Below are 14317 nucleotides of genomic sequence, written 5' to 3' on the forward strand. Positions count from 1 at the left end.
CGGCGACCGTCGTGCTGCCCGACGCCTACGTGCGCGGCGAGCGCGGCGGCGGCCGCAGCGGGACCCGCGCCGAACGCTTCCCCGCCGTCTACGTGCTGCACGGCTCGGGCGGCGACCGTACCGACTGGACCGCCAACACGCACCTCGGCGAGCTGGCCGACCGCTACCGCGTGATCCTCGTGATGCCTGACGGCGGCCACGAAAGCTGGTACATCGTCAGCCGGTTCGAATCGGGCAGCCGCTACGAGACCTTCGTCGGCAAGGAAGTCGTGTCCTACGTCGACTCGCATTTCCGCACCATCGCCACGAAACGCGCGCGCGCGATCACCGGGCTCAGCATGGGCGGCTTCGGCGCGCTGCGCATTGCGCTCGACCGGCCGGACGCGTTCGGCGCGGCCGGCAGCATCAGCGGCGCGGTCGATCCGCGCGCATGCGACGACGAGCCGCGCATCGACCACGTGTTCGGCGATCGTACGCGCCATCCGTCGTTCTGGAACCGCAACGCAATGGTCGAGAACGCGCGTGCGTTCGCGCATGCGCACATGGACCTGACGATCGATTGCGGGACCGACGATACGCTGGTCGGCTCGAACCGCACGCTGCACGAACGGCTCGTCGCGGTCGGCGTGCCGCACGACTACGCGGAGCGGCCCGGCGGCCACACGTGGGACTACTGGGTGAACGCGATCCGCTATCAGGTGCTGTTCTTCGCGTCGTCGTTCCAGCGCAGCGGCTACGCGCTGCGCAAACGCACCGACGACGTCGCGGGCCGCACGGGCGCCGCGCCGCACGCGGGCTGACGCCCGTCGTCGCGCCACGCGGCCGCCGGCCGCCGTATCGTGCAACCCCGTGATAGGATGCCCGTGCACTTATCCACCGGATCGACCCATGCCGCGCGACGACTTTGCCGACCTGCTCGCCTTCATCGCGGTCGCGCGCGAGCGCAGCTTCACGCGCGCGGCCGCGCAGCTCGGCGTGTCGCAATCCGCGGTGAGCTACACGATCGGAGCGCTCGAAACGCGGCTCGGCGTGCGTCTGCTGACCCGCACGACCCACAGCGTCGCGCCGACCGAAGCCGGCGAGCGCCTGCTGCAGAATCTCGCGCCGCGCTTCGGCGAGATCGAGGCCGAGCTGTCGGCCGTCGCCGAGCTACGCGACAAGCCGGCCGGCACCGTGCGCATCAACGCGACCGACTACGTGATCAGGACGCTGCCGTGACCGCGGGGCGCGCCGATGCTGCACGACCATCCGGACCGACGCAGCAGGACCTGACCGGCCACGACTGCATCAACCTGCGCCTGCCGACGCACGGCGCGCTGTACGCATGGGAGCTCGTGCGCGGCGACCAGGCGCTGCAGGTGCGGGCCGACGGGCAGGTGACGTCAACGGCACCTACGGGATGGTGGACGCGGCGCGCGCGTTCAAGGCAACGCCGGCGTTGAAGGCGGGATCAGTTGCGCCGGCGCACCGACAGCGGTTCGCGCGGAATCTCGAGCGGCTGCGAATGCACCCAGGCCCGCAGCCTGGCGTCGTTGTAGGACACCGAATAGCGCAGCGGCGTCGTGCTCTTGCCGTCGCGGCCGACCAGCACGAGCCCGATGCGCTTCTCGAATTCGGCCGGATCGACCGGGTAGTTGAACTGCAGCGCGAGGATCGCCTGCTTCTGCGCGGGGTTGTCCGGGTCCTGGCAGAACTCGTTTTCGCCGAACTGCGCGGTGAACGGCACGACGTCGAACGCGAAGCGGTCGTCGGCCATTGTCACCTGCGGCGCGAACGCCTGGTGCACCGCGAACCGCCCTTCGACGTGCGCGCCGACCGGCCAGTCGGTCAGCGGCGTGAAGCGCAGCGTCTTGTCGTCGACCCATAGCCAGCCGCACTTCAGCGCGGGCGCGAGCTCGATGCCGTGCTCTACCGCCTTGCCGACGCGGTCGAGCGGCGCGGCCGAACGCGAGAACACGATGTCGAGCGGATGGATCGTGACTTTCGGGCGGCCGTTCTCGTCGGTGTCGTAGGTCGTCACGGCCGGCGGCTTCACGGTGAAGCTCACCGTCTCGGGCTCGGGCGGGTTCGGGCGGTGCTGGTACCCGTGCTAGGCGCCGGCGAGCGCGGCGCCGAGCACGACCGCGCCGGCCGCATGCCACGGGCGGCGGCGCACCGTCGCGACCGCGAAGCCGGCCCATGCCGGAGCGGTACACGACACGTTGCCGACGAGCGGCCGCAGCACGCGGCCGAGCAGGCGCCCGACGAAGCGGATCCGCAGGAGCAGCAGGAAGCGCAGCAAATCCATCTTTGTTATTTCCTTATCAAGGACGTGCTGCCGGCTGCGGCGACGTTCCCCGGAAGTGTTGTCTGACGGCGCGGCCCGGTTGCGCCGTGGATGCTTTTCGTAGGTCCGACATGCTGTTCGCCTCGGAGCGGGCCGGGTTCGATCGAACTTCGGCGTGCTCAGCAGGCGAGACGACGAATTATCGCGGAACGATCGCGGATTGCGCCAGATGGCGACGGGCGAGTGTTGTTTGCCGGCCCGTCGGGAGGGGGGATGAAGGCGGATGATTGCCGGCCTCGGTGCGCGGGAATCGTCAGCGGCCGGGAATGCCGGCCGGCGCGAGAACCGTGTCATTGAGTGTGCATGGCGGTCCGGCTGCTGCCGGCGGTGCGCCTGTCGCGGGCGCGGCGGCGTCGCCGCGCCATGCCGCCGGACGACTTCACCGTCACATGCAGCCCCGGCCTTGCCGCGCGCACATCCTGCGTCTTTCCTCGAAAAACGTCCCGCTCCGCGCGCCTATGCGGCGGGCGGCACCGACACCGTCTGCCGCAGCGTGTTCGTGCAGCGCTGCGCATCGTCGAGGAAGCGGCCGAACGCGTCGCTGTTCAGGTCGTCGTGACTCAACCAGCGCGCCTTCTGCACCACGCGCTGACGGTACGCGACGCCGTTCCCGCCCGCTTGCGGCGTCACGTCGACGTCGAACCACGGCGAATGCGCGGCGCAGGCGGTGAGCGGCCGGGCCGCCTCGACGCCGTCGATCCGCACGTCGATGCGCGTTTCCTCCTGGTCGCCCACGTACAGGTCGCCGACGTCGCCGTCGCTCCGGTAGGTCGCGAGCTGCTCCCACTTGTCGCGCCAGCTGGCGCCGCCGTTGTACACGTAGCCGCTCGACGTGCGGTCGAGCGCGCGTCGGTCGACGCCCTGCGCGCGGATCCGGTAGCCGCCGGCCCACGCGTCGCTCGTGCCCGGCCGGTCGATGCGGCATTCGACCGGCTCGTTGAGCCACCCGTTGCACAGGTGCTGGTCGACGGCGGTCGCGCCCTGCGCGTAGTCGGCGTTCATCAGCGACCACAGCAGGTTCCCGTTCTGGATGACGCTCACGTCGACGCGCGCGCTGCCGTCGGCCCGCACGCGCGCATGGTACGTGCCGTCGAAGGTCGCCAGCGGCGCTTCGGCCGGGATGCGATCCTCGCCGACCTTGCCGTCGCGCTCGAACACGAATGCCCAGCGGTCCTGCAGATCCGACGGCGTGGGGTAATCGTCCTTTTCGTGCAAAATCTGGCGGTTTCGCCGCAAAGCCTTCTGTAGCAAGGCCTTGCGGTCGATTCCGGCTACCGTCGGCAGTCCCGGCCGCGATCTGCGGTAAGCTACGTGCCCGCAATTTTTAATTGCGACCGTGACGGGAGGCAGCAGATGCCAGGCCTGGAATTTCGGTATGTGGGGCAAGATCGCTTACCCGCGCGACTGTCGGAGTTCGACGTCGAGCGCTACTTCGCGCTGATCGACAGCGACGTAGCTGCGATCAACGAACGTTTCCGGCGCGATCGTCGCGCGGGCGCCGCCGTTCAACTGGTCTTTCTGCGGGCCAGCGGCCACACGCTGGACCACGTTGGCACCCTTCCACGGCAACTGTTGCGCTATGTCGGCGAGCGACTCGGTCTGCCGACGCCGTCGATCGCATCGCTGCGCACGCTCTACCAACGCTACAAGACTCAATACGAGCACCAGGTGTGGGCGTGTGAATACCTCGGCCTGACGTCGATCGGCGCCGACCAGTGGGCCGGCCTCGGAACATGGATGCGTCAGGATGCGGCCGAATCGCTGACGCTCGACGAACTCGTCCAGCATGCGCATTACTGGCTGTACGAGCGGCGACTGTTGATTCCTGCCGAGCGAACGCTGCGGGATTTGGGGCGAGCGATCTGGGCGGAGGCCGAACGCGGTCTGCTCGCCACGATTCAGACGACCGTCAGCGACGCCGAACTGATGCGCGCCGATGCGATCTTGTCCACGCAACACGGCACGTCAGGGATGACCGTGCTCGAATGGCTGAAGACGCCACCGGCACGGCACAGCCCGTCTACCATTACCGAAACACTTTCGCAGGTCCGTTTCCTCAAGTCACTCGGCACTCATACGTGGAACCTGGACGCGGTGCCGATCGAGAAGCAGCGTGCCTATGCACAGCGCATACAGGCCCGGCGTCCCGCCAAGGTTCGTGAGCTCAAGGCGTCGACGCGCACGATCGAGCTGATCTTCTTCTTGCACTTCACGCTGCTGGAGTTGACCGACGCGCTGCTCTACCAAACGGGTCGCCGCGTGTCTGATCTCGTCCGGCACGCCTACGATCGGACGACGGTCAAGCAAGCCCGGTCCGCTGTCGAGTACCGCCAGCAGCTGATGTCGATCAAGGCGCTCGTCAACGATACAAGCCGCTCCGCAGAAGGACGGCTCGACGACATTGGCAAGTTGCTCGAGGATCTGTCAGACAAGCCGCCGACGAGTCACGCAGCCAGCGTTCGCGAAACGCTGACCGACGATCATCATCGCATCCGCAACCTGCTGGTGCCGTTACGCGAACTGGAGCTGTCCGGCAGGGAGGCTGAGCCGAGCCTGCGACAGCTCGAACTCGTCAGCTCGCTGCACGACCGCGCCGTGACCGAACTCCCCTCCGACTGCGAGGTGCCAGTAAGCGCAAGCTGGCGGGACCTCGTCGAGGGGGAGGACCGGGTACGTGCGATGCGGGCGCTGGAGGCTTCGGCGATCACGGGGTTGCGCAGGGGTTTGCGACGCGGATCGGTCTGGACCAGCCATAGCCTGTCGTTCCGCGCCCGTGATCAGCTGCTGATTCCGCCGGCGCGGTGGGAGTGCGAGCGTGATCGGCATCTGTCATCGCTCGGCTTGTCCCACACGGCGGAACCCTTCTTGGAACGGCTATTGAGCCACCTTAAGGCGGGGCTGGCGGCACTCGAAGAAGCGCTGGTGGCCGGACGGGTCATTGTCGGGACGGACGGTGCATTGCACCTGTCAGCGATTGAAGCGTTGCCCACCGATGGCCTCCCGAGACGGATGCGCGACTTGATGTTCAAGGAAATCGGCACAACGCAGTTAGCCGATCTGCTCATCGAGATGGATGCTCACAGCGGTTTCAGCGAAACGCTGCTGGCGCGTCGCGCGCGCGATGCGAACGAACTGGTCTCGTTATACGCGGGGCTGATCGCACACGGAACGGATCTCGACGCGAAAAGCGTCGTGGCGATGGTCCCACAACTCGATCTGGCGCCCATCGCGACGGCGATGCGGGCGCTCGAGATGCCTGGCCGACTGTCGCGCGCGAACGAGCGCGTGGTTGAATTCCAGCGCACGCATCCGATTACCGAATTGTGGGGAACGGGGCGACACGCATCCAGCGATTCCATGAGTCTGGATACTTCGCCGCACCTCTTTTATGCCCGCATCGATCCGCGGCGCCGAACCCACGCAGTCGGGATTTATACGCACGTGCTGGATCAGCATGGCATTGTCTATAACCAACCGATCGTGCTGAACGAGCGGCAGGCGGGCGTGGCCATCGAAGGCGTACTGCGGCATAACGAAAACCGAGACGATGGCGGACTGATGCGACTCTCCGTCGACACGCACGGGTACACGAGCGTTGGGATGGCCGTCTCGAAGCTACTGGGATTCGACCTGTGTCCGCGCCTGCGCAATTTGGCCGAGCGCAAGTTGTATGTGCCGCGCGGATTTGCCGTCTCCGAAGGACTGGTGCCGGTCGTGGCCCACGACGTTTCGCTAAAGGCAATTCGCGACGGCTGGGACGAACTGCTGCGGCTCGTCGCCTCGATTCAGTCTGGCCGCGTCAGCGCGGTGGTCGCGCTGCAGCGGTTCGGCAGCGCCGCACAAGGCGACCCGGTGCATCGGGCCGCCGATCAACTCGGCAAGTTGCTGCGCACGCTTTTCCTGTGCGATTACTTCAGCAACGTGGCGTTCCGCCGAGAGCTGCATACGTTGCTGAATCGCGGCGAGTCGGTCCACCAGCTCCAGCGCGCGATCTACACTGGCAGAGTGGCCTCCGAGCGCGGTCGACGTCGTGATGAAATGGTCGCCATCTCGGGTTCGTTGACACTGTTGACGAACCTTGTGATCGCCTGGAACACGCAGCGTATGCAGGCGACGGTCGACGGCTGGCGACGTAAAGGACGACCGGTCGACGACGAGTGGTTGCGCCGGATGGGGCCTGCGCATTTTGCGCACGTGAACTTCAGGGGCACGGGGGTGCGGCGGAATTCTTGGACTGGTTTATGTGGTCAGCCCGAGGCTTGCTCGGTATTCGATCGGACTGCGTGCACCAAGCGAGATCTTGATCCGTTTCTCGTTGTACCAGCGAATGTACGAGTCAATGACCTCAATGAATTGGTCGGTGCTGACGGTCTGCCAGTCTCGAGGGTAAAACAGTTCCGTCTTCAGCCGTCCAAAGAAACCTTCGCACGCCGCGTTATCGGGCGAGCACCCCTTGCGCGACATTGAGCGCGTCAGATTGGCCTCGCGTATCCGAGTAAGCCAGCCTGGCCAGCGATAGTGCGCGCCGCGATCTGAATGGACCACAGGCCGGCTGTTGCTACTTCCAATTGCTTCGATGGCGGCATCGAGCATCGTATTTACAAGCTCGGCGTCGGGGCGCGTACCGATCGACCAGCTGATCACCAGTCCATCGAAGCAATCAATGACCGGAGACAGATAGACTTTACCGGCAGGAATCTGGAACTCCGTGATGTCTGTGAGCCACTTTTCATTCGGTGCCGCGGCCCGGAAATCCCGATTGATCAGGTTTTCTGGAGCCGGACCTATTTCCCCGGCGTAGGATCCGTATCGACGTCGCCTCGTTGTGGCTGCGCTTAGCTGCTCCTGCTTCATCAACCGCCGAACGACCTTCTCCGAGATGAAGACCTTCTGCCTGCCCAGTGCAGCGCGGACTCGACGATATCCGTAGCAGCGGTGATTCAGCTCAAAGATGTCTGCGATGGCACAGCGTACGCCAGCATACTTGTCGGCAGTTTGTATCCGTGCCCGGTGGTAGAAGTAGGAGCTGCGTGCGAGTCCCAATTCGGCAAAAAGCTCCGATAGCGTGTAGGTCTGTTTCAGGGCATCAACCAGCGCTGTCTTCTCCCGATTCGTCAGGAGTTGCGGGTTGATGCCCAGGCCTTTTTTTAATATTTCGTTGGCCTTCTTCAGGATGTCGTGTTCGATCTGGAGCTTTCGGATGTCTCGTCGGAGTGATTCGACCTGCTGCTCCAGCGTCGCCTTCTCGGAGCTCTGAGGCGGATCGTTGCGGCGTGTCATGGTTGAAACAGCCTCCTGACCGAGTAACCGAGTTCTCCAGTTGTACAGCGTTGGGCGGCTCACGCCAATCTTTTTGGCAACTTCGTCTGCGCTTCCTCGTCGAGTGCACAGATCGATGACCGCTGTTTGCCTGAGCTCTGGTGTATGCCGAATACCCGAAGCTTTACCGAGGACGCGTTTCTTTCGCTCAGGATGCAGCTCATCAAGCCATGTGACGAGCGTCCCGCGTCCCGGATACCCCAAGGCCTTCGTCGTTGCTGCCAGACACTGGCCATGGGTCATAAAGTGGTCCGTGGCCGCCTGCTTTTGTTCCGCCGAATAGCGCGGCCTCAGGCAGATACGTTCCTTCGGCAAGTCCAGACATCGCTCGTACATCTGATACCAGCGTTCGAGCGATTTCGTTGTTGGATAGCCTAGTTGACGAACGGTCGCGGTAAGGCGCTTTCCAAGCTTCAAGTACAGCTTGACTGCTCGGATGCGTTCTTCGTATGAGTACATGGACTAGCTCCTGATAGTCCAAGAATTCCGCCGCACCCCCCACATTGAGCTTTCCCATCGACCAATACAGCGACGTCCTGCTGGAAGCCGCGCCCTGGCAGCGAGGCACGGGATCATGAGGCCTGCCGGATAGAGACGGACGGCGTATGGGTACGGTTGGCGGATTGGCGTCCATCCGATGAAGTCGACGAGCGCGATCAGCGCCAATACCGGTCTGCGATAGGATCGCACGATGCGCTGGAACCCTACCGGGGCGCCAGTCACGAGCAGCGCGAACAGGAAGCGCGCCGGCACGAGACGCAGGTCCAGCAACTGCGGACCGAACTGTGCCATGCCAATCAGACGGCTATCTTGACGCAAAACGAAATCACCCGACTGAACAAGGACAACGCGCGGCTGGTCGACGAGTCCGGCGCGGCGAGTACAAGTCTGCGAGAAGCGCGGGCACACGGTGAGCAGATACGGGAGGCGCTTGACCGCATACGTGTCGATCACGTCCGTTTCGAGACCGAACGCGATGCCCTACGTGCGACGGTCGGCTCACAGTCGGGGAACTGGAAAGCGCACGTACGTCGCTCGGCGTAGCGACGGCGGAGCGGACAAAGCTGGCGGCGCAGGTCGACGCCCAGCTGTGTCTGCTGGCTGCCTATCGGACACGGTTAGGTCTGGGCGGTGCTGAGGGTTGAAGCGCCAGATTTTGCATCCGGAGGACACGGTTTCGCCAAATCGGTCTCCTGATAAGCTCATGATTTTTCGTGGAATTTCGAACGAAACCGCCAGATTTTGCACGAAAAGGACGATTACCCCATTCTGAGCGCCGACTACTTCCTGTCCAAGCGCACCGACGTTTATCTCGTCGGAACGCTGGCACACGATCATGGGTTCGGCACGCAGGCCGAGGCCGGGTTGGGTGCGTCGTCGAACACGAATGTGCAGACTGCCGTACGCATCGCGATTCGGCACAAGTTCTGAGCGTGGAAGGCTGAAATGGGTGCGCGGCCCTGCAGCAAGCGCCAAGTGTCCAGTGACGGCGTGCTTGTTCATGGTTCACGAAGCCATACAGGCCGCCGATAAAGCGGAGAAGGTGTAGGCGTTCATTACTCCAATTATCGTGAAGATAGTAACGGGGCAAGCGCCTTTGCCGACGTGCCTTTTCCGCGACGTTTGGTCTGCCGGCTATAAGCCACTCCGATTCTCGCCACTCGTTTGTTTGGCGATGTGCACTTATATTAATCGCGGATGCTGAAACGACTTGTCGTCGCGAACGGATCAACTTCGTGTGTGGTGAAAACGATGCGTGCGGTTTGGTAGCGCTGGAGGCAGTGCCGGACAGGGCGGTTGCGTCTAATGCGTCCATTGCTGATCGTATCGGCGAACTTACAAGTCTTTGGGATTTGGGTCTGGGATTGGCCGGCCGCGGCGAGTTCACGCCCTTGCCCTCATCTCGCACTGGTGCCCCGCCTCGAACTGGGGGCACATTTTGCCGACATCCTTGCGGCCTGTCCGGCCGCCCTGGGAGGTTGATCCGGGGCGGCAAATGCTTAAAAAGTCCGGGCCCTGCGCAGACAGTGGCGGGCAAGCGTGCCATCGAAGCGTTCGGGCGAGCGCCAATCCTATACGTCAATCGATGGAAAAGAAATGAAATCAGTAACGTTCGTGAAACACGATATCGAGACCATCACGCCGCCGGAGCCTGACCTGACGCCGGAGGAAATGATCCGCCGGGCGGATGCCATGCGCGACGTCCTCCGATGTGCCCAGGCAGCGGCCGAGGCCACAGGCAACATTTCGGCGGAAACGAACCAGGCAATGGTGGACGCCGGTTTTTTTCGCGTGATTCAACCTCGGGTCTTCGGTGGCTATGGCTTCGATCTGCCGACCTATGTGAAGCTCGTCACGGCCGTTGCGCGCGGATGCCCCGAGACCGCATGGGTGCTGTCACTTGTCCTTGGCCACGTTCACCAACTTGCAACCTATCCGCTGGAGGCGCAGTGCGAAGCCTATGGCACAACTGGAGAATTTCGGGCGCCCGAGGTAGCAGCGCCGCAAGGCCGTGGCGTTGCGGTCCCCGGCGGCTATCGCGTCAGCGGCGCATGGGATTATGCGTCGGGCTGCGCGCACGCCACGCACATCCTGCTCACCTTCACGGTCGATGACGTCGAATCTGGCGGCGCTCCGATGCGGATGGGCCTGTTCGATCGCGACGACTACGAGAGCGTTCGCAACTGGGACGTGATCGGCATGCAGGGAACCGGATCCGATCGGGTAGTCATGCAGGATGTGTTCGTCCCCGCGCATCGGACCAAGGCATATCCGCCAATCAAGGCGGTGTTGCCCGCCGGAGTCTATGATGACAGCCCGCTCTTTCATGGCCCGGCCCGGCCATTCATTATCACCGAATCCGCATCGGTGATTGTTGGCGCCGCCGAAGGCGCGCTGGACCTCTACGAGGAGAGCTTCCGCACCCGCAAGGCGACCGGACCCACCGGCGCTCCGCGGCAGGAACTTGCGGAGTATCAGCTCAACTTCGGCCGTTGTCGCGCGTTGGTCGATACTGCGCGAGCCGCTCTGCTCCAGACGGCCAGCGATTATATGGAGATTGCGCGGCGGACCTGCGCGACGGGCGAGTCGTGTTCGGACGACCAGGCGCGGCGCCTGACGCTCGTGGTCCTGCAGAGCATCCACCTTGCCCACGAAGCGGTCGACATCATCTTCCGCACTGTTGGTACCTCGGCAGCGAAGAAGGATTCGATGCTCGGCCGTTATTGGCGCAATGTCGGGGTTCTGCGCGGCCATCTCGCTCATCAGTCCGACAGTGCCGCGGTCAATTATGGGCGAGCATATTTCGTCCAGCCGACTGTGGGCATTGCATGATAAACGGGCCGACACTCATGGACGAAATGGGCATCTACCTCGCGGCGATGTCCGTCGGCGATCCGTCGGGGTTGCGCTTCGCGCCGAACTTCCGTCTGACGGAAAATGGTAGAGCGCTCGGTATCGGCGAAGGACTGTGGGGTTACAAACCGCGCTTCTCTGGCATCCAGTCGTTCGCGGACGCGCTTACCCGCCAGGTCGTTTGCGTGGGCGTTGCCTATGTTGCGGATCAGCCACGTCCTTTCGCGCAGCGCCTTCGAATCGTTGAGGGTGGATTGGCAGAAGCGGAGACGATTATCAGCACGGACTCGAAGGGCCATTTTGCTGATGTCGAGCAGTTGCTGAAGCCCGATATCCTGTATCAGGCGACGGTCCCTTCGCATCGCCGTGTCGACCGTGACGGGTTGCGTGAAGCAGCCGATCGGTATTGGGAGGGACTGGAGCAGAGCGACGGCCTGATACCGCGCTTCAACTATCGCTGTGATAAATACGATAACGGCGCCAAGACGACGAACACACTGCGCACGCTGCTCTCGGCCGATGGCAAGGTGCATAGCTGCGCCTCTGCGCTGAATGATACGCGCGCCGCGCGGCCCAAGGCGCGCGAACGGCGCTTTCCAGTACTCGATGTGGAACTCGGCGTCGCGGCCAGCTTTGTGGTGGTGGATTTCCATCCCATACCTGAACACCCGCGACCTGATGCCGGCGCCATGTATATGCTCGGATTGTTCAAGATTGTAGACGGAGAGATCCGGATCATTGACGAGATACGAGAATTTTTGCCTTTGGGCACGTCTGCTGGATGGTGCGAACCACCGTCCTAGAGCGGAAAAGTGACACATGGTTAGCCAGAAGCACTGGCGTCAAAATACGTGGAAGAAAACCGCGATAGCGTTTCCTTTGCTGACAGAGGTCATACAACGATGAATATCCGATTTTCAAACAACGATTTCACAAGTTTCGAGGCGCCGATGCGCGCAGAGATCGAACTGACGGGGCTTGAAGTTGTGCAGGGAGAAGTGCCGAAGAACCTCGATGGCGGCTTCTTTCGCCTGATCGGAGATCGGAAATGGCCTGCCTTTGTCGAGAATGATGTCTTTATGCTCAACGAAGACGGCATGGCCTCCTGTTTCTATTTCAAGGACGGCAAGGTCGATTTCCGTATGCGCTACGTCCGCACGCCCCGCTTCGTGGCGGAGGAAAAGGCCGGCCGTGCGCTGTTCGGCCACTATCGCAATCCTTTCTCGGACGATCCCTCGGTTGTCGGGCTTAGCCGCGGCACCGCGAACGTAACGATGCTGATGCACGGCGGCAAGCTACTCGCATTGAAGGAGGACAGCCCTGCTATCGAATTGAACCCTTTCACGCTCGAGACCATCGGGGAATATGATTGGAACGGTAAGGTGACCGCCAAGGCGATCACCGCACATCCGAAGATCGATGCAAGAACGGGCGAGCTCGTATTCTTCGGATATTGCGCGGCTGGTCCTGCCACTACCGATATCGCCTATTATGAAGCCGACAGCGAAGGGCGCGTTACTCACGAGACGTGGTTCCACGCGCCCTACACCTGCATGGTCCATGACATCATGGTCACGCAGAATTATGTCGTTTTCCCGATCACCCCGCTCCGTCACGAGCTGGAGTGGATCCAGCGGAATGAGCCTGCCTTCAAATGGGATCCGGCCGAGAGTGTCTATCTTGGCGTGCTGCCGCGCAAGGGGCGTGGCGACCGGATTCGATGGTTCAAGGGCCCCAACCAGTGCCACGGCCATACCGTCGGTGCCTATGATGATGGGCGATATATCTATGCCGACAACACTTTCAGCAAGCGGTCTTTTTTCCACTTTTTCCCGAACGTTGACGGCTCGCAGTTCAAGCCGGCCGACGCCATGCCTTATATGAAGCGCGTGGTGATTGACATGGAAAGCAGAGAAGGCAGTTTTCTCGAACAGCCGCTTTTCGAATACCCTTGCGAGCTTCCTCGGATCGACACCCGTTTCGAAACCTTGCCATACAGCTTCGCCACAATGAACCTTTTGGACGTGCCTGGTCAAGAGCGCGTCGGGAGCGGGTTCCAGTGGCTCGCCACCATGGATGTAAACGGCACGAAGCCGTCCAAAATCCTCTACGCAGGAGACAATTGCTCGATCGGCGAGCCTCAGTTCGTTCCCGCTCACGACAACGCGGCAGAAGGCGAGGGCTACATTATGACCGTCGTCGGCCGGCACGAGCAAATGCGCAGCGAACTCCTCGTCCTTGATGCGAGCGACATCAACGCGCCACCTGTTGCAACGGTGGCCCTGCCGTTCCGTCTCCGTAGCACTGGCCACGGATATTGGTACGGTGGCCGACAGCTGCGTGGCGAAACCAATTTTCCGGGAGCTTGGTAAGATGGCCGACCTCAAAGGGAAAGTCGCATTCGTCACGGGCGCGAGCCGTGGCATCGGTCGAGAGATTGCCACGCGGCTTGCCGCCAACGGCGCGACCGTGGCGATCCACTACGGAGCTAATCTGCAGGCCGCGCAAGAGACGCTGGCGATAATTGAGCAGGCAGGCGGGCGGGCGTTTGTCATCCAGGCGGATCTCCACGCGTCGGACGGCTCGTTTACGGCGATGTTCGAGGAGTTCGATCGCGGCTTGTCGACATGTTCTGGCCAAGCCGGGCTCGACATCCTCGTCAACAATGCTGGGCAGATCATGTTCGGCTCCGTTGAAGTGCTGAGTTCCGCGGAATTTGACAAGGCATTTGCCGTGGACGTGAAGGCCCCCTTCTTTCTCACGCAGGCCGCATTGCCGCGCCTCCGCGATGGTGGGCGGATCATCAACATCTCCTCTGGAACCTCGCGCATCGTAAATCCGGATGTCGTGTCCTACGCGATGGCCAAGGGCGCACTCGAGGTGTTCAGTAAGACCGCTGCTCTGCAGCTTGGTGCTCGCGGCATTACGGTGAACGCCGTGGCACCGGGTCCGACCGCGACCGCCGAATTCCTGCGCATGGCCGAGGGCAATCCAGCCTTCATCGAGCACGCCAAGGCGCAATCCGCGCTGCGACGTCTGGGCACGCCGGCAGACATCGCCAACATTGTCGCGTTCCTCGCGAGCGATGAAGGGGGATGGATCACAGGGCAGTTGATTGACGCGACCGGAGGAACGCTGCTGGGCTGACAGGATTCGCCGCTGGTTCAGGATCAGTCCGTTGAGACGTTCGACCTTGGCTGCCTGGGCGGGGCGGTTACATCGCGTTCGAGGAGCGCCGCGAGGACCTTCAGCGTTTCAGCTTGATAAACGATGTTCAGTTGCTCAGGCGCTGCGCATCCTTCCGTCGCGCAAGGTCCT

11 protein-coding genes and 2 pseudogenes are annotated in these 14317 nt (G+C 62.8%); 8 read left to right on the forward strand and 5 right to left on the reverse strand.

The window, feature by feature from the left end; translation table 11 throughout:
* A partial coding sequence (locus H3O04_RS01375) for an alpha/beta hydrolase (protein ID WP_202586957.1) occupies positions 1-800 on the forward strand: 800 nt, incomplete at its 5' end.
* 88 nt (positions 801-888) lie between these two features.
* Positions 889-1420 (forward strand): annotated as a pseudogene (locus tag H3O04_RS01380) (LysR family transcriptional regulator); the annotation flags it as partial.
* Between the two features lie 30 nt (positions 1421-1450).
* Here H3O04_RS01380 and H3O04_RS01385 read toward each other — a convergent pair.
* The 3 genes from H3O04_RS01385 to H3O04_RS01390 all read right to left on the reverse strand — a co-directional run bounded on the left by H3O04_RS01385 (position 1451) and on the right by H3O04_RS01390 (position 3541).
* Positions 1451-2047, reverse strand: coding sequence for a hypothetical protein (locus H3O04_RS01385; RefSeq protein WP_237666145.1), 597 nt, complete (start codon positions 2045-2047; stop codon positions 1451-1453).
* A gap of 42 nt (positions 2048-2089) precedes the next feature.
* On the reverse strand, positions 2090-2287 hold the full coding sequence (locus tag H3O04_RS35955; protein WP_237666133.1) for a hypothetical protein: 198 nt from the start codon (positions 2285-2287) through the stop codon (positions 2090-2092).
* 495 nt (positions 2288-2782) lie between these two features.
* Positions 2783-3541, reverse strand: a complete 759-nt coding sequence (locus H3O04_RS01390; RefSeq protein WP_202586958.1) for a hypothetical protein — start codon at positions 3539-3541, stop codon at positions 2783-2785.
* Between the two features lie 138 nt (positions 3542-3679).
* Here H3O04_RS01390 and H3O04_RS01395 point away from each other — a divergent pair.
* A pseudogene (locus H3O04_RS01395) lies at positions 3680-6535 on the forward strand (Tn3 family transposase); the annotation flags it as partial.
* A 30-nt stretch (positions 6536-6565) separates the two neighbouring features.
* On the opposite strand, the gene H3O04_RS01400 reads toward H3O04_RS01395, so the two are convergent.
* Positions 6566-8104, reverse strand: a complete 1539-nt coding sequence (locus H3O04_RS01400) for an IS3 family transposase (protein ID WP_202586959.1) — start codon at positions 8102-8104, stop codon at positions 6566-6568.
* A 3-nt stretch (positions 8105-8107) separates the two neighbouring features.
* A complete protein-coding gene (locus tag H3O04_RS01405; RefSeq protein ID WP_202586960.1) occupies positions 8108-8599 on the reverse strand; it encodes a hypothetical protein in 492 nt (163 codons plus the stop codon).
* Between the two features lie 288 nt (positions 8600-8887).
* Here H3O04_RS01405 and H3O04_RS01410 point away from each other — a divergent pair, with 288 nt between their 5' ends.
* From H3O04_RS01410 to H3O04_RS01430, 5 genes are all read left to right on the forward strand, one after another.
* Complete coding sequence (locus H3O04_RS01410) at positions 8888-9076, forward strand: hypothetical protein (RefSeq protein ID WP_202586961.1); 189 nt, start codon at positions 8888-8890, stop codon at positions 9074-9076.
* A gap of 666 nt (positions 9077-9742) precedes the next feature.
* Positions 9743-10978: an acyl-CoA dehydrogenase family protein gene (locus tag H3O04_RS01415; RefSeq protein WP_202586962.1), complete on the forward strand. Its 1236-nt coding sequence runs from the start codon at positions 9743-9745 to the stop codon at positions 10976-10978.
* 17 nt (positions 10979-10995) lie between these two features.
* Complete coding sequence (locus H3O04_RS01420) at positions 10996-11802, forward strand: hypothetical protein (protein WP_202586963.1); 807 nt, start codon at positions 10996-10998, stop codon at positions 11800-11802.
* 99 nt (positions 11803-11901) lie between these two features.
* Positions 11902-13371, forward strand: coding sequence for a carotenoid oxygenase family protein (locus tag H3O04_RS01425; RefSeq protein WP_202586964.1), 1470 nt, complete (start codon positions 11902-11904; stop codon positions 13369-13371).
* 1 nt (position 13372) lies between these two features.
* Positions 13373-14146: an SDR family oxidoreductase gene (locus H3O04_RS01430; RefSeq protein ID WP_202586965.1), complete on the forward strand. Its 774-nt coding sequence runs from the start codon at positions 13373-13375 to the stop codon at positions 14144-14146.
* Positions 14147-14317 lie beyond the last annotated feature (171 nt).

Source organism: Burkholderia sp. KCJ3K979 (assembly GCF_016759955.1).
Classification (GTDB): Bacteria; Pseudomonadota; Gammaproteobacteria; order Burkholderiales; family Burkholderiaceae; genus Burkholderia; species Burkholderia orbicola.